The sequence below is a fragment of the Aquabacterium sp. A7-Y genome, from assembly GCF_026153205.1.
GTDB lineage: Bacteria > Pseudomonadota > Gammaproteobacteria > Burkholderiales > Burkholderiaceae_C > Caldimonas.
Genome location: NZ_JAPFBW010000008.1, coordinates 115,392 through 130,906 on the forward strand (window position 1 = coordinate 115,392; position 15,515 = coordinate 130,906).

The 15,515-nt window shown below is 66.3% G+C and carries 17 protein-coding genes and 1 pseudogene; 11 read left to right on the plus strand and 7 right to left on the minus strand.

The window, feature by feature from the left end:
* Positions 1–136 precede the first annotated feature (136 nt).
* Positions 137–613: a hypothetical protein gene (locus OOT46_RS09135; RefSeq protein WP_265403289.1), complete on the plus strand. Its 477-nt coding sequence runs from the start codon at positions 137–139 to the stop codon at positions 611–613.
* A 33-nt stretch (positions 614–646) separates the two neighbouring features.
* Here the strand turns inward: OOT46_RS09135 and OOT46_RS09140 are convergent, their stop codons facing one another.
* From OOT46_RS09140 to OOT46_RS09150, 3 genes are all read right to left on the minus strand, one after another.
* Complete coding sequence (locus OOT46_RS09140; RefSeq protein ID WP_265403290.1) at positions 647–883, minus strand: hypothetical protein; 237 nt, start codon at positions 881–883, stop codon at positions 647–649.
* A 36-nt stretch (positions 884–919) separates the two neighbouring features.
* Complete coding sequence (locus tag OOT46_RS09145) at positions 920–1,216, minus strand: cupin domain-containing protein (protein ID WP_265403403.1); 297 nt, start codon at positions 1,214–1,216, stop codon at positions 920–922.
* A gap of 125 nt (positions 1,217–1,341) precedes the next feature.
* Positions 1,342–1,776, minus strand: a complete 435-nt coding sequence (locus tag OOT46_RS09150) for a helix-turn-helix domain-containing protein (protein ID WP_265403404.1) — start codon at positions 1,774–1,776, stop codon at positions 1,342–1,344.
* A gap of 66 nt (positions 1,777–1,842) precedes the next feature.
* Here OOT46_RS09150 and OOT46_RS09155 point away from each other — a divergent pair, with 66 nt between their 5' ends.
* The 4 genes from OOT46_RS09155 to OOT46_RS09170 all read left to right on the plus strand — a co-directional run bounded on the left by OOT46_RS09155 (position 1,843) and on the right by OOT46_RS09170 (position 7,120).
* Complete coding sequence (locus OOT46_RS09155) at positions 1,843–2,715, plus strand: class I SAM-dependent methyltransferase (RefSeq protein ID WP_265403291.1); 873 nt, start codon at positions 1,843–1,845, stop codon at positions 2,713–2,715.
* 154 nt (positions 2,716–2,869) lie between these two features.
* Positions 2,870–4,258, plus strand: a complete 1,389-nt coding sequence (locus OOT46_RS09160; protein WP_265403292.1) for a hypothetical protein — start codon at positions 2,870–2,872, stop codon at positions 4,256–4,258.
* A gap of 26 nt (positions 4,259–4,284) precedes the next feature.
* Complete coding sequence (locus OOT46_RS09165; protein ID WP_265403293.1) at positions 4,285–4,869, plus strand: DUF4142 domain-containing protein; 585 nt, start codon at positions 4,285–4,287, stop codon at positions 4,867–4,869.
* A gap of 1,021 nt (positions 4,870–5,890) precedes the next feature.
* A complete protein-coding gene (locus OOT46_RS09170; protein WP_265403294.1) occupies positions 5,891–7,120 on the plus strand; it encodes an MFS transporter in 1,230 nt (409 codons plus the stop codon).
* Between the two features lie 45 nt (positions 7,121–7,165).
* Here the strand turns inward: OOT46_RS09170 and OOT46_RS09175 are convergent, their stop codons facing one another.
* Both OOT46_RS09175 and OOT46_RS09180 read right to left on the minus strand, forming a co-directional pair.
* Positions 7,166–8,020, minus strand: a complete 855-nt coding sequence (locus tag OOT46_RS09175; protein WP_265403295.1) for a hypothetical protein — start codon at positions 8,018–8,020, stop codon at positions 7,166–7,168.
* Between the two features lie 292 nt (positions 8,021–8,312).
* A complete protein-coding gene (locus OOT46_RS09180; RefSeq protein ID WP_265403296.1) occupies positions 8,313–8,618 on the minus strand; it encodes an antibiotic biosynthesis monooxygenase family protein in 306 nt (101 codons plus the stop codon).
* Between the two features lie 205 nt (positions 8,619–8,823).
* Here OOT46_RS09180 and OOT46_RS09185 point away from each other — a divergent pair, with 205 nt between their 5' ends.
* The 3 genes and pseudogenes from OOT46_RS09185 to tnpA form a co-directional block, all read left to right on the plus strand.
* Complete coding sequence (locus OOT46_RS09185; RefSeq protein WP_265403297.1) at positions 8,824–9,060, plus strand: hypothetical protein; 237 nt, start codon at positions 8,824–8,826, stop codon at positions 9,058–9,060.
* A 334-nt stretch (positions 9,061–9,394) separates the two neighbouring features.
* Entirely contained in the window at positions 9,395–10,936 is a 1,542-nt protein-coding gene (locus OOT46_RS30775) for a carbohydrate-binding protein (protein WP_322114245.1), read from the plus strand.
* Positions 10,937–11,100: 164 nt separating this feature from the next.
* Positions 11,101–11,322 (plus strand): annotated as a pseudogene (gene tnpA / locus OOT46_RS09195) (IS200/IS605 family transposase); the annotation flags it as partial.
* A gap of 229 nt (positions 11,323–11,551) precedes the next feature.
* On the opposite strand, the gene OOT46_RS09200 reads toward tnpA, so the two are convergent.
* Positions 11,552–12,271, minus strand: a complete 720-nt coding sequence (locus tag OOT46_RS09200; RefSeq protein WP_265403298.1) for a CPBP family intramembrane glutamic endopeptidase — start codon at positions 12,269–12,271, stop codon at positions 11,552–11,554.
* A gap of 416 nt (positions 12,272–12,687) precedes the next feature.
* Here OOT46_RS09200 and OOT46_RS09205 point away from each other — a divergent pair, with 416 nt between their 5' ends.
* Both OOT46_RS09205 and OOT46_RS09210 read left to right on the plus strand, forming a co-directional pair.
* Entirely contained in the window at positions 12,688–13,044 is a 357-nt protein-coding gene (locus OOT46_RS09205; RefSeq protein ID WP_265403299.1) for a DUF1801 domain-containing protein, read from the plus strand.
* Between the two features lie 103 nt (positions 13,045–13,147).
* Positions 13,148–13,783 carry a VOC family protein gene (locus OOT46_RS09210; protein WP_265403300.1) on the plus strand — a complete coding sequence of 212 codons (636 nt, stop codon included), beginning with the start codon at positions 13,148–13,150 and terminating at the stop codon, positions 13,781–13,783.
* A gap of 118 nt (positions 13,784–13,901) precedes the next feature.
* Here OOT46_RS09210 and OOT46_RS09215 read toward each other — a convergent pair whose 3' ends face one another.
* Complete coding sequence (locus tag OOT46_RS09215) at positions 13,902–14,795, minus strand: 4-hydroxy-tetrahydrodipicolinate synthase family protein (RefSeq protein WP_265403301.1); 894 nt, start codon at positions 14,793–14,795, stop codon at positions 13,902–13,904.
* A 318-nt stretch (positions 14,796–15,113) separates the two neighbouring features.
* Between OOT46_RS09215 and OOT46_RS09220 the strand changes: the two genes are divergently transcribed.
* A complete protein-coding gene (locus OOT46_RS09220) occupies positions 15,114–15,503 on the plus strand; it encodes a hypothetical protein (protein WP_265403302.1) in 390 nt (129 codons plus the stop codon).
* Positions 15,504–15,515 lie beyond the last annotated feature (12 nt).

Below are 15,515 nucleotides of genomic sequence, written 5' to 3' on the forward strand. Positions count from 1 at the left end.
TATCGTCCCTCTACCGGAGTTGCTCCGGCATTTGAAGAAAAAGGGGCAAGCCATGCCGAAAGTCGTGGACACGCGGACGGCGAGAGTCATACGCGAAGACTATGCAGGAGCGGGGCCGTGCCTCGCCTTCCCGGGGATGTCGTCCTGCACCGCGGTGATCGCCGTGTTGCCGGACCTCCTGGTGGGAGGCCATTTCACGATGGACCGCTCCGCGGTCGGCGAACCGGCACGGCACGTGGTCGCGGCCGCTCAGAAGATGAAGGACCTGATCGGTGACCAGCTGATCACTCGCCTGCTGATCGTCGGCCACAACGACAACCACAATCCGCAGAACATCCGCGACCAACTCGGTTGCGGCGTCGGCGGGGCCCACGAGGACGCGGAAGTGGAGGCGTACGACATCGCCCGCAAGAAGGTCGACAACCTGGTGGTGATCGCCACCTTCGTCGGGCCCGGCTTGCGGCCGACCATCCAGTTCAAACGCCAGGACAAGGTGACGGAAGCGCGCCTCGGCGGCCCTCCGGCAAATCGCGAGGAGATGAGCGTGTACGACGCCGACATCAACGTGTCGTTCACGCTGCACACGCTGCGCAAGCACTTCGTGACCATGTAGCCGTGACGGCATCGCCGGCAGGCCGCAGCACGGTCAGGCCCGCCCGGTACGCCGACTGCGCGGCTGCAGTTTGTCAAGCTCGGCAAGCTGCTGCTTGAGCAGTATCACCAAGGTGCGGGCGTGCTCGACGGGCAGGCGCAGGCAACTGCTGGCGGGATGGTCATCACGCACCGGGCGGGGCAGCACCAACACGTCGGTGGACAGCTCGATGAGGCCCTTGTCGTGCTTGACCGACTTCAGGCGCTGTACATCAATGTCGTAGGTCTTCATGCGCGTTCTCTTGTGAGGGTGGCCGCAGATCGCGATTCAGCGGTCGATGATGACGAGTGTCCCGTGGCTGCCTGGAGCTACCGCATGGGGCATGCCGGCAGGCACGATGAACACTTCGCCTGCCTGTACGGTCAGCTCCTGGCCCTGGATCTGCAGATGCATCCGCCCATCGAGCACGAGCAGCGCTTCATCAAAGTCGTGGCTTTCTGCGGGATAGGCCGAGCCGTCCATGCGCAGCACCTTGAGCTTGGCCCCGGCTGCCTGGCCGACGACGGTGGAGCGCCAGGCCTGCGGCAGGGACGCAGCGCGGGTGGGCAGATCGATCGCGAGCATGGTGAGATCGGACATGCGAGCAAGGATAGGAATGGGGATTCGATGAAAGGAGCGATTCTGGCATGCGGTGTTCGCAGGTCGCGCGGACAGGCACTGGCCGCAGCCGATCGTCATGCTGGCCGGGCTTACCTGGTCAGCGGCAAAGCCCTCTTCCTGCGCACCCCGAAGGCCCCGCGTGCCGCAGCGCGCACGATCCGCTGGAAAGTCGGGCACTCCATGTGGGACGGCGCCGGGCAGGCGGCGGCGTGCCGCAGGCCGTCTCGCATCGCTTCCAGTTTGCTGATCGTCCTGTCCAGTTCCTCCGCCTTCGCAGCAAGTACCTGCCGATCGATGCGCGGCCGCCCGTCGGGCGCGAACATGAGCGCGATCTCGTCGAGCGTCAGCCCTGCGACACGCCCTAATGCGATCAACGCCAAGCGCTCCAGCACGCCGGGATCGAACAGGCGACGCAGTCCTCGCCGGCCGACCGAGGCGATCAGCCCCTTTTCCTCGTAGAACCGCAGCGTTGAAGCAGGAACTCCGGTCCGCTGCGCCACCTCTGTGATGTCCAGATGTATCACCGTCTTGACCTCAAGTTGACTTGAAGTGGCACTGTGTAGCCTTTTCTTCGGAAAGGCAAGACGATCATGGATGTCACCCACCCCACCAATGACGAACAGACGCGGCTTTGGAACGGCCACGCCGGACGCGCCTGGGTCAGGTCGCAGGCCTTGCTGGACCGGATGTTCAAGCCCTTCGAGGACCTGCTTGTCGAGGCGGCTTACGAGGCATCCGGAGGCCGAGTGCTCGACGTCGGTTGTGGAACCGGCAGCACGACGCTTGCCATCGCACGGCTGCTCGGAGCGAAAGGCCGCTGCACCGGCATCGACATTTCGCATCCGATGATCGTCGCGGCCCGTGCCCGCGCAGAACGGGAAAGCACCCCTGCAAGCTTCATCGTCGCGAACGCTCAGAACCACGCGTTCGAGCCTGCAAGCTTCGACCTCGTGATTTCGCGCTTCGGCGTGATGTTCTTTGACGACCCTGTCCGCGCCTTCGAGAACCTGCGGCGCGCCGCCAGGGACGACGCCGAACTCCGCTTCGTCGCGTGGCGGAGTGCGGCGGAGAATCCGTTCATGACAACCGCCGAGCGTGTGGCGGCCCCGCTCCTGCCCGGCCTCCCGCCGCGGCGACCGGGTGCGCCGGGGCAGTTCGCGTTCTCGGATGAGCGGCGGGTCCACCACATTCTCGAGGCGAGCGGCTGGGATGCGATCGATATTCGGGCCATCCATGCCGTCTGCACGCTGCCCGAAAAGGAGCTGGTCGCTTACCTGAGTCAGCTCGGTCCCGTCGGCATGATCCTCCAGGAGACGGAAGATCCGCTTCGCACGCAGGTCATTCAGGCAGTCCGCGCCGCCTTTCAGCCGTACGTACAAGGCGCTGAAGTCCGCTTTACCGCTGCCTGCTGGCTGGTCCGCGCACGAGCGTCGTCCGCGTGGAAGGCGGTCGCGGGGACCTGAGCCGGGGCTCATGCAGCACTGAGTGGCGGCGCTGCTGCCAAACTCACTTGCGCCTGAAGCACGGGAACAGGGATTGCCGTCAGGCTCTGCAATCCACCCACTCGCCCCATCGCTCGGGCGTCGGTGTCGTTTCCTCACGCTGAAGGAGCCGTGCATGCGCAAGCTACTCGGTATCGCTTTGACCACGGGCGTGGCCGCCATCGCAGTGCACAGCTTCGCTGACCCGCTGCCGGCGGACGCCACCTACCGGCCCTTGCCGACGCTGCCGTTTTCTGCTGTAAAAGCTGCCGACGAAGCGCAGAAACCCGCCGTGATGCAGCGCCAGCAGCAGCTGCTGAACCAACGCTACGACCTGTCGATGCGACCCATCCCGGGCGTGATGATGTCCGGCGGGCGCAAGCCGGTACAAGGCGGCGTGCGAGTGAAGCTGCCGCCCGGCGTCACCTGGGAGACGCTGGCGCAGATGAGCCCGGCGGAGATCAAGGCGAAAGGCCTGTTGCCGGAAGGCTTCAAGCCGCTTCCGCACGTGAAGCAGGCGGCCGGCGGACAGGTGTTCCCGAACCGGCAGATCGACGAGATCGCCCGGCAAGAGCAGCGCGACCTGCGACGCTTCGACGTCGACTTCGACCTGCCGGACCATCTGACGCCAGAGTTCCCGCCGCCCATCTTCCTCACCACACATCCGCACCTGGGCGACGTTTCGCGTGGGCAGGTGCTGACGCTGACCAATTTCTACGAGATCCTCAACGGCATCGTGACGCCGGTGCAGATGGAAGGCATGCGACTGCTGCTGACACCCTTCCCTCAGGAAGAGTTCAACCAGACCGAGGACCGCAAGGTCGCATTGCCGAGCCGCGGGGTGGCCTGCATGGACTGCCACGCGAACTTCCACACCAATGCGGCCTTCCACCTGACGCCGGATCTCCGGCCGCAGGCGTCGCGCTTCCGGCTCGACAGCACCAGCCTGCGCGGCATGTTCAACCAGCAGATCCACGGCTCCAAGCGCTCGCTGCGCTCGATCGAGGACTTCACCGAGTTCGAGCAGCGCACTGCGTACTTCAACGGCGACCACGTCAGCGCGACGCGCAAGGGCCCGCACCTGCCGGACCGCACCAACCAGGTCGCGATGATGGCGCAGATGCAGAACATCATCGACTTTCCGCCGGCGGCCAAGCTCGATCCCTTCGGCCGGCTCGATCCGACCCGGGCCACCCCGCAGGAGCTGGCCGGCGAGCGCCTGTTCCACGGCAAGGCACGCTGCGCCGAGTGCCATATCGCAAAGCAGTCCTTCCTGGATCACCAGATGCACGACTTGAAGCTCGAACGTTTCTATCGCAGCGTCAGCGTCAACGACTTCATGCCCCTGCCGGACGGACCCATCAAGACCTTCACGCTGCGCGGCATCAAGGACTCGCCGCCCTATCTCCACGATGGGCGCCTGATGACCCTGGCCGACACCGTCGAGTTCTTCAACCTCGTGCTGGGACTGAAGCTGACCCAGTCTGAAAAAGAGGCACTCACCACCTACATGCTGGCGCTGTAAGAGCCTTTTTGAACGGAGCGCGTGAGATGACTTCGACCCGACACTTCATCGCCGCGCTCGCGGCGGTGGCCGCGGCCCTGACCGCGAGCTCCTCGCCGGCGCAGCAGGGCAACCCCGCCGGCACCACCCCGTCCAGCCAGATGCGGGCCCCGGCGGACGTGCCCAACCCGCAGGACCGGCTGTTCGTGACGCTCGCCGGGCAGGGCGGGCTGGCCGAAGTCCAGCTGGCCCGCCTGGCGCTGGACAAGGCCCGCAGCGACGCGGTGAAGCGCTTCGCGCGCCGCATGCTCGACGAGCATTCACAGGCCAACCAGCAACTCGCTGCGGCGGCTCGGCAAGCCGGCCTGGTGCCGCCGGATCGTCCGTCCGACGAGCACCGGGCGACGTACGACAGGCTGGCCCGGCTGGACGGCGCCGCCTTCGACGAAGCCTACGTGCGCGACCAACTGATCGAGCACCAGAAGACCACCCAGGTGCTGCTTTGGGAGATGGGCTCGGGCCAGCAGCCCGCGCTGCAGCGCTTCGCGTCGGCGACCCTGCCGACCGTGCTCGACCATCTCGAGCACGTCCAGCAGCTGCTGGGCGAACTGACCGGCGCGGCGACGCCGTAAGCCCGGGGGTGAGGCCGCGGTCACGGCCATCAGCCCCGATCAATGGTCAATCGACCAAGGGGCTCCACGTTCTGCCCGCGTCGCTAGACCATTCGAGCCTTCCCGGGGGCACGGGAACGGTGGTTCTGACCTCGGTGGCGCCGCGCGCGCTGTTCTGCCGGAAGTCCCAGTTCCTCTTGTCGTTGTCGTCCCTGATGCACATTCGCAGCAAGATCGAGCTGCCTCCCATCGCCCCGGCACCCGCTCGTGTGGTGGACATGCTCAGATAGCCGTCCTTCGAGGCATCCCATCGATGCTCGGTCGACCTCCTCGGCACGGCGCCCCATGCCGGATTTCTCGGCTGCAGACCGGATCGCGCGATGGTGGAGCGGAGCGTGGACTGGGTCGCGTGGTACAGATAGTCTCCGGGTGACAAGTCCGCCTTCGGTCTCGCCTGATGGATGTTCCAGTTCGCTGTGACTCGTGCTTGATAGCGCGTCCAGTCCGCGTCGCTCATTTCACGAAGGCGTTGCGGCACGTACTGTGTCTTGCCGCTCGTCCTCACGAGAGGAGGTCGGATGCCTGACATCCGCTGCCCGCAGGTCGCGCAAATGAACTACTCCATCCTATGCAATGCAAAGGATGGAGTTTCACGGGCAGCGTGAGGGTTGCCCGTATTGGCCAGTTCCTGACCGTGATGCGTCGCCTCCAATGCCCAGCGCAGCACGCATCGGCTTACCGAAATGGATGGAGCCCCCCGCGCATTCGGTGGGGGTGAGACGTTCGGCAGGACCATTGGACGTTGTCTTCACCTCCCCCTTCAATCACACGTTCTAGGGATCGTCCAGACTCCGGAGGCGCCGCGTCGATCGAGCCGCGCACTTACCATTCTTCATCGTCTGATGGGTGGCGCCTCTATAGACTGAACGGCTTTGCCGGATTGCGCCGGGGCCGCCAGGCACCGCTGCCAGCGGCGCGCACCTTCATGGATCCACTGCTTCAACGCTTGCGGCATACCCCGCCTGCATGCCGCCGACTGCTCGTGAGCGACTGTCTGGTCGAGCTGTCGCAGATGATCGGCTACGTGGCAGTGCCATGGTGGATCACCACGCAGGGCGGTGTGAGCGAGCTGGCGACCTATGGGGTGGTCTTGGCCGTCGTCACCTTGCTGTGCCGCTTGCTGCTGTCCCCCTTCGGCGACCGGTGGCCCAAGCGGCTGCAGATCGTCCTCGGGCTCACGGCCCAGGTGCTCGTCGCCACGGCGATCGCGGCGCTCGCGCTCTCTGATCACTACCGCTTCCCGCTGCTGCTGGCCGCCGAGATGGCGGCAGCGGTCGCCCATGCGCTCGTGGGACCGGCCCTGGCCCACCTGGCCGCTGAACTGGTGCCACCGACGCAGTTGGCCGAGGTGCTCAGCCTGCAGAAGGCGGGTGCGGCGCTGGGGCGCATCCTGGGGCCTTTGTTGGCCGGGGTACTGATTGCCGCAGGCGGCGTGCAAGGCGCCCTGGTCGCGATGCCACTGCTGTACCTGGCTGCGGCTGCGGCCGCCTGCTTCATCCCCGCTCCCCCCACACAAGGGGTTTCGCCTCCGGCCGCAGCCTCGTGGTGGTCGGAGCTGCGGCGCGGCTTGATCGCAAAGTGGGCGATTCCGCTGGAGCGCGGCTGGACCTTGACCAACTTCCTGGCCTGGATCTTTCTCGGTCCGGCTGTCACGATGCTCATTCCGCTCAAGATCCAGTCGCTCGGACTGCCGGGCAGTTGGCTGGGCTGGGCCGAAGCCGCGTTGTCGGTTGGCATGCTGGTCGGGGCCCTGGCAGGACAGCGGCATCTGGTGCAGCGAGTCGGGCGCTACACGTCCCGCTGCGGCGCTGCAGCCGCCGAAGGGCTTTTCCTGGCGAGCGTGGGCCTGTGCGGTTCAGCGGGAATGATGGTGCTGGCTCTGTTTTTTGTGGGCTGCGCCAACTCGGTCTACACGCTGGTGGGGCAGACGCATCGCACGCTGACCATTCTGCAGGCCTTTCGAGTTCGCATGGCCTCGGTCAATCTGTGCTTCACACAGATCGCCGGCATGATAGGCCCGGCCCTTGCGGCTTCAGGCGTCGCCCGGTACGGCATCGATGCGGTCTACCTGTGCTTCGGCCTCACCGCGGCGGCCGCCGCGCTGTTGTTCGGCCTGCTTCCGCGTGCGCGAGAGTTCCTGTCTCTGGGACACGAAGAGGTGAAGGATTGGTATCGCAAGGAGTACCCCGGCGCCTTCCTCGCGATGAAATGAGCACTTGGAGCGCCGGGTCCGGCGCCCTGCCGGGGTTCAGTGCGTTCACGCCGTCGCTTGGCGCTTGTCCTCTTTGTCGAGCTGGTAGCCTTCGTCCAGCGCCTCGCGCAGCACGGTGTAGGCGGAGGTCGCCCCCGGCGCGTCGCGGATGGGCTCGGGCCGTTCCGCCCCCTCCTCCAGCACTTTGTAGGACTGGCCGAACGCATCGGTGCCTTGCCTGCTGAACAGGCTTTCCAGCGCCGCCTCCTCGCTGGTCCTCGCATACGGCCCCTCGGTCAACGACATCGCGTGCCACTGCGCCTTGAACTGGGCCCGGTCACCGACCCGGCTGACAAACCAGTCCGACACCTTGCTGGTGCCGATCTGCTCGCCCACCAGCTCCGCATAGCCGGCCTGGCCGGGGCGGGCCAGCGCCAAGGCGTGGACCTTGATGTCGTCCCAGCCCTTGTGCTGGAAGAAGGCCTGCAGCTGCTCCTGACCCGCCACCAGCGATTTGGCAGACTGGGTGTAGTCGATCAACAGCACCTCGTTGCGCTCCGGCCGTTTCGGGAAGTTGGACTCGAAGTGTGCGAACAGCCGCTCGCGCTGCTGCGGCGTGAGGCGTTCCGCGTCCTTCGACATCAACACCTCGTCGGTGATCGAAGGCACGCTGTGGGCCGGCCGGAAGCTCGAGAGCGGCACGATCTGCCCGCGCAAGCGGGCGTTCTGCAGCGAGGCGATCACGGCTGTCGGGCTGCGGCCCAGGCCGACATAGCTGAACCGATTCGGCGGGAACTTGTCGACGATCTTCTCGCTCAGCTTGTTGATGCCGCGAAGCAGGGTGCGCTGTGCTTCTTTGGCTCTTTCAGCGGATGGCTGGGTGATGGCCGCCGAGCGCAGGCGCGCTTCGGCGGCGCTCATCGGCGGCGTCCCCTGCGACGGCGATGTGCTGACCGTGTTGTGGGGCGGTCCCTCGGACGCTGTCTGCAGGCCGCCGTGCTGCGTCGAGGTGGACTGTGCGGCCCCGGCGCTACCGGCCATAGGGCCGCCAGGGGGAACTTTCGGAGGGGTGTTGAGGTTGACTGGCATGGGCGTTTCCCGAGGCTTGATGCCCATGAGTGCTGCCGCATCCGGTTTGTATCCCTCGCTTCCGCCAATCAGCCCAAAGCCCGGCCAGCCGACCACGGTGCTGCGCGGGTGCGGCTGCGGGCGGTTAAAGAGCCGCCGCCGAGTGGACCTCTCGATAGTGGGAAACGACCGGGAACGGGTCGTAGAAGTGGTGCAGCAGGCGCTTCCACTCCTGGTACTGGGCCGACTGGCGGAACCCCACTTCGTGCGCCTCCAGCGAGGACCATCGGACGAGCAGGATGTACTCGTTGGGACGCTCGATGCAGCGCTGCAGCTCATGCGAGAGGTAGCCGGGCATTGAAGAGATGAACTTCTGCGCCACCAGAAACGCGCCTTCAAACTCTGCTTCCTGGCCCGGGCGAATCCGCAGCGGTGCGACTTCAAGAATCATGTGATCTTCCAAAAGATGAGGTGAGCGATACGCGCCATTCTCGGTGTCTCAGGCGTGATGGTGCTCGGCCCCGGCTCCACCCCGCTCCGGCTTCAACGTCGGTCGCCGTTTTGCGCAGGCCTCAAAGCGCAAACGGGATAAACCCGCTGCTTCACCCGCGCCGGCTGGACCATCATCGGCAAGGTGGAAGCACGAAGGAGCGGTGATGGCAGACCTTGCAAAGGAACTGGAGCACCTTGCCGAGGCGGACCGGCAGATCGCGGCTGCGGAAGCGCAGCTCGCCACGGTCGAAGCGACCGCCGACAAGCTCGCGGCGACCGGTGCCGACCTCGGGGAGACGGAAAATCTGCTGACCACGATGCGGGACACCTTGGCCGCATTCCGGCATAACCGGCGCTTGATCGCAGACACCATCGAGGACATCAAGGCGGGACGGCGTTAAGGCAGCGCTTGTCCACCGTGCTCGTCGGACGCCAGCGCCGACAACATCGTGTGGCGGCTTTGACTTGTCGTAACTGGTACGAAACTGGTACTTGACTGCCTATATTAGGCAGGTCGCCGGGCGCTGTGCCCGCGGCGCTGCGGGGCAGACGCCCACCGCCCTTCGCCTAGGCGGTGCGGCAAACAGGGACGAGCGTGCCGGCCCATCGCGGTCGGCATCTCGGCACCCGGAGGCAGCAACAGGTCTGCTCCAGTGGCTCTCCGGCCCTCCCTCGCGCATCGCCGTCACGGCATCTCTGATGCGCGAGCCCCAGACCGCAAAGGAGAACCGAGCCATGCCTCATCACCTCTCACTGCGGAGAGCGCGCCTGCGCCTGCTCACCGTCGCCGTTGCCGCACTGGCGGCCGCCTCGCTCCACGCCGCCCCGGAGTGGAAAGCCGACACCTTCTACCCGGCCGGCACCATCGTCTCGTACGAGGGACGCGACTACCGCGCTGTGGTCGACCAGGTCGATCACAGCCAGTCAGGCTGGAACCCGACGGTGCCGAGCCTGTGGGCGCCAGTCGGAGCCGACAACACCCCGCCGCCCGCGCCGGGGCCGTCCCCCAGCCCGTCGCCGTCGCCCTCGCCCGGCTGCGGTACACCGTGGAACAGCGGCACCGCCTACAGCGGCGGCGCCCTGGTCAGCGCTCAAGGCGCCACCTACCGGGCCAACTGGTGGACCCAAGGCCAGGAACCGACCAGCCACAACGGCTCCGCCGGCAGCGGCCAGCCGTGGACCCGGGTGGACAGCTGTGGTAGCAACCCGCCGCCGCCGGGGCCCACACCTCCGCCACCGCCACCGCCACCTCCGCCCCCCGGGCCCACGCCACCGCCACCTCCGCCCCCCGGGCCGACACCGCCGCCGCCACCTCCGCCTCCGCCGCCCCCCGGTCCGCCTCCACCGAGCCCGCAAGGTTTCCTGTTCGGTCCGTACAAGGACGTGACGATCAACATGGACTGGAACACCAACGTCATCTCCACTGCGGTGCCCGGCAGCCGCCAGCCGCTCCTGGACGCCTTGCCGAGCGGCGTCAGAACCGTCACCTGGTCGTTCGCCACGGGGGAATGCGGCCAGGAAACCTGGGGCGGCCTCCAACCCGCAGCCCTGGCCCAGGCCAATGTCCAGCGTTTCGTGAGTGCGGGGAAGAACTACATCATCTCGACGGGTGGTGCGGCGGGTGCGTTCACCTGCAGCAGCGACGCCGGGTTCGAAGCCTTCCTCCAGAACTACGACTCGCCCCATCTGGTCGGTGTCGACTTCGACATCGAAGGCGGACAGGGCCAGGACGTCATCAACGACCTGGTGCAGCGCGCCATCGCAGCGCAGCGCAACCATCCGAGGCTGCGCTTCAGCTTCACGCTCGCGACGCTTGGCGGCAACTCGCCGCAAAGCCTGGGTGCGGCCGGCGTGCGCACGATGGAAGCCTTGAAGGCGTTCGGCATGCGCAATTTCATCATCAACCTGATGGTGATGGACTACGGCAGCCCGACCCCCAGCGTGTGCACGGTCGGCGGCGACGGGCGCTGCGACATGGGCAGGTCGGCATTGCAGGCGGCGAAAAACCTGCACGAGCACCATGGCGTGCCGTACAGCCAGATCGAGCTGACGCCGATGATCGGCGGCAACGACGTCGTGACCGAGACCTTCACGCTGGCCGACGTCGATACCGTGTTGGCATTCGCCCGGCAGAACCGCCTGGCAGGCGTGCACTTCTGGTCCGTGGACCGGGATGTCGACTGCCCGCCCGGTGCGGCCTCCCCGATCTGCAACACCTTCGGTCAGGCCGGGACCTGGGGGTTCACCAACCGCTTCCTGTCCAGGCTGGGTCGTTGAGGGCAAAGCGTCGCGACGGGCCGACCCGCCTCCGCGGGTCGACCATCGTTGCGATGCATGGACCGAGAAAAAAGAAAGCCCGCCCAGGCCCCTTTCGGGGCCGCGGGCGGGCTGGCGGTTCAGCGGTTTACTGCGGCATCTGGCGGCCCATCACGAACCGGCGATTGCTGATCGAATTGCCGCCGACGGTCGCACTGGCGGAGTTCGTCAACGCACTCAAGACAGGAACCAGCCGGCGCTCGCGAAACGAGTTCAGCCAGCACTTGCAAAGCTTCTACTCTCGGCCGGTGCTTTGGTCTCGCAGCTACTGCGTGCTGAGCTGCGGCAGCGCCCCGCTGAAGGTGATCCGGCAGTACATCCAACAGCAGGACCGACCTGAGGACTGAGCCGGCTTGTGCCCGCTGCGCTATCCCCCTCCATCCAATTCGGGCGGCTGCGCCTCCATGCCGCCATCGGCTTACCGAAATGGATGGAGCTCCCCCGCTCATTCGGTGGGTCGGAGCGGCGCCCGACCAGGTGCCCAGTTCCACGCCCGCCGCAATGCCGTTGATCTCCTGGGCCTGCTCGCCCGTGTTGTCGCCGCCGCCGTAGATGGCCAGCGACTCCCAGCAGGCGTCACTGCTTGGTGCGGCCCCAGGCGGGCGTGCCACCCGGCCAGCCGAGGCACTTCACCAGCCAGGCCACGCCGAAGCCACCCGACAGTAAAGCGACCCACGCGAAAGAGGTCGACGCGGGCGCATCGGCCTCGCTGCCGATGCCTGATTGCGCGAGCAGGGTCACGCTGACGTTGTAGGCCGCATGCAGTGCGATGCAGGGCCATAGCGACCGTGTCCGCTCATAGATCCAGCCCAGCGCCACGCCGCCGATCAAGCCGGCCGCGAATTGGTAGACGTTCAGATGCGCCAGCCCGAAGATGGCCGCGGAGTGCACGATCGCCACCCCGGGCGTATAGCGCTTCAGAAAGCTGCGCAGGATGACACCGCGAAACAGCATCTCCTCGAGCACGGGCGCCAACACGCAGACCAGCACGAAGGCACCTGGGGAGGGGCGCCCCATATCGGCGAAGGCCTGCGCCTCCGCGGCAGACATCGGCAACACCCGCTGAAGCAGTTCGTCGACCCAGCCACCCACCTGCAACAGTGTGGGCACCAAGGCGAGCACCGGCACCAGGGTCAGTGCCAAGGTGGCTTTCACACTGCTGGCGCTGTCATGAAAGAGCTGGCGGTAGCTCAGGCCTTTGAACGACATGAGCCCGGCAAAGAGCAAGGCGTTCGAGAGCAGCCTGGCCAAGGCCCCGGCCTCCATGCGGTCCTGGCCGGGCAGCAGGTCGGTCAACAGCGCCCACGTCAGGTACTCGCACATGAACCAGGCCAGCACCAGCCACAGCGCTCCCCACAGGCCGGGGAAAGTCTCATTACGTTCGGAAAGCATCGATCGCGGGCCGTGAGCCGAAGGACAAGTTCCAGGCAGAGGCCCCGAGAAGGCGGCGGGCCGAAGCGCGAAGGTTACCAAAGAGAAACCAAATGCAACATCTACCTTGCCCCCCTTTCAAGGGGTCTGTGGCGGGCTGCCGACGCACGTCGTTCTGAAGCGTGAACTATTGCCGGGTCGGAGCGCGACGGTGAATACGGCTGCACCGCTCTTCGAAGCGGCAGGCGGGGTGATGTCGACCGGAGAATAGGAAACCCCGGTGGACCACCCGATGCGGCCCGCCACCCACCCCACCCCCGCCACACCGGAGCCGCGCCCCGATGCCAGCCAAGTCGATCACCACCCTGCTTCAGGACATTCGCCTCGTGAACGAGATGGGCCATCAAGTGATGGAGCGGGCAAGGCGCCAAGTTCTGGCCGTCGGCGACGGGGTCACTGAAGAGGTGAAGTATGGCGGCATCCTTTTCTCAAGAGGTGTGCCGTTCTGCGGACTGTTCTGCTACACCTCGCATGTGTCGCTCGAGTTCAGTCACGGAGCGGCGCTTCCGGATGAGCAGGGCCTGCTGGAGGGAAAGGGCAAGCAACGCCGTCACCTCAAGCTGCAGAGCCTGAACGATCTTGAGTCGAAACACGTCGAGCACTATGTGGCTCTGGCCTACTCGGCGGCCGGCGGGTGAGGATCGCTTCGCGACACGCGTCGGCGGGCGTGATTCGCCTTGTGCCGGAGGACAACTTCCATACCGTTGTTTTCTGCGCCAGGAGGACCGACACTGATTCCCCATGCTCCAACTCGATCACATCACGGTCGCTGCCCTCACGCTCGCAGAAGGACTTGCTCACGTCGAGAGCCGGCTGGGCATAGCCATTCCCAAGGGGGGACGCCACCTGGGGATGGGCACCCACAACCATTTGCTGCGCCTCGGTGAGGGGCTTTTCCTGGAGGTCATCGCGCCTGATCCCGAGGCCGGGCCGCTGCCCCGCAAGCGGTGGTTCTGCCTCGATGATCCTGCGATGCGCCGCAGCCTGGCGCAATCGCCGAGGCTGGTGACCTGGGTCGTTCGCACCGCCTCGATCGACCGGGCCTTGGCCTGCTTGCCGGGCAGCCGCGGCCCGGCCGTGGAAGTCACGCGCGACCAGATGTCCTGGAGGATCACGGTGCCCGAGGACGGCGGCATGCCGTTCGACGGTGCCTATCCGACACTGATTCAATGGCCCGAAGGGCCGCACCCTGCCGACCGCATGGCGGAGCTCGGCTGTTCGCTCACGCGCTTCACCGTGTTGCATCCGGAGGCCGGCCGGATCGCGGAGGAACTCGCACCCCACCTTCATGAGGAACGTGTGGTGTTCCAGGAAAGCCCTGCCCCGCGCTGCATCGCCAACATCCAGACGCCCCACGGCGCGCGGCTTCTGGACTGACACCTTTGCCGGGGCGTGAGCCGGCGACCATCGGGGTCGCCGGGCTCTGTGCATGCGGCAGGTTTCAAGGCCCTCCCCGACCTCGCCGGCCGGCTTCCGCGAGGTGGACGAGTGCCCTTCAGAGCGCCGAATCCATCGCGCTCAGCCGTTCTTGCAGCGTGGGCGAAATGCCAGTCAAAGGCATGCGAAGTTCCGGCGTCATCCATCCCCGCCGCGCGAGCAGGGCTTTGATGGGCGCAGGATTGGGCTCCGCGAACAGCCCCTCGATCAGCGGCACCACTGCCCGCCAGACCGCCCGCGCGGAAGCCAGGTCGCCCTGCTCCAGGGCGTTCACCAGCGCCACGAAACGATCCGTGTGCAGGTGCGCACTGGCCGCGATGGCACCGGCTCCGCCTTGCGCCAAGGTATTGAACATCTGCAGGTCTTCGCCGGACAGCACGGCCAGGCGTCCGTCCCTGATGAGTGCCAGCGTCTTGCCGGCATCGCCGCCACAGTCCTTGACCGCGTGGATGTTTGCATGCGCCGCCAGGGCCAGCAAGGTCTCGCGTGCGATGACGGCGCCGGTGCGATAGGGGATGTCGTAGACGATCAGCGGCAGCCCGCTCGCATCAGCCAGCGTTTCGAACCACAGGCGCAACCCGTCCTGTGAAGGACGGACATAGTGGGGCGCCGGCACCAGCAGGCCGCACAGGCTCGGAACATCGGAAGCCGCCAGCGCCGTCAGCCGGCGAACCCGCTCGCTCACGGCGTCCAGGTGGTAGCCGCTCACCCCCATGACCAATGGCCGGTCGCCCGCATGTCGGGCGACGGTGTTCAGGCAGGCGAGCTGTTCGTCCTCATCGAGCGCGGCAGGCTCGCCGGTGGAACCACAGATCACGAAGCCGGCAATGCCGGTCTGCGCCAGGGAGCGCGTCAGCGCACCGAGTGATTGGTGGTCCACGGCACCCTTGCGAAAGGGGGTGACGAGCGGCACCCAAAGGCCGCGGAAAGGGGGTGGCGTGATCGTTGCCATGACAAGTCCTTTATAGGTTGACCGAGGGTTCAACCGTCGAAGGACATGTGAGGGTCGCGGGCACGCGAGGGCGGCATCCGGTTCCGTCGCTCATCCGACGACGGAACCGCAGCTCCGGTCAGATGAGCCGGGTTTTTTCCTTTTTCTTCGCGCAGGCACACGCCACCAATGCGGCGTTGTGGGTGATGTGCGTGCGAGCCATTTTTTCAGTCTAGCAGATAGGTCGATTGCTGCTCGTTACGTCGGCTCCAAGCCTGTCTGGTTCGACATCACAGACGACCGGCCGCAACACGACGAGTTCGGGTAAAACGGCCTTTCATGAAAATCCATCGCCTGCTGATGAGCTCGGGCCTTCTCGCCGCGTTGACCGCCGCCGTCCATACCTTTGCCGGGACGGCAGAGATACAAGGACCCTTGCTGCACTCGGCCCTGTCCTCGCCCCTGCGCCTGCTGCTGTACGCATGCTGGCATCTCGTGACCGTGACGCTCGTGCTGTCGGCGGTGGCCCTCATCCGGAGCGCCCTGCCGACCCGCACACCGGCATCGGCAGGGGCCGCACGCTTTGTGGCGTGGCTGTGGCTGTTCTTCGGCCTGGTGTTCGTCGCCGTGGCACTGATCTTCTCGGGGCCGTCCGGACTGCTCACGCTGCCGCAATGGGTACTGCTCATTCCTGTTGGCATCCTCGGCCTGCTCGGCACCCGGAAGTGAGACAGCGGGCTC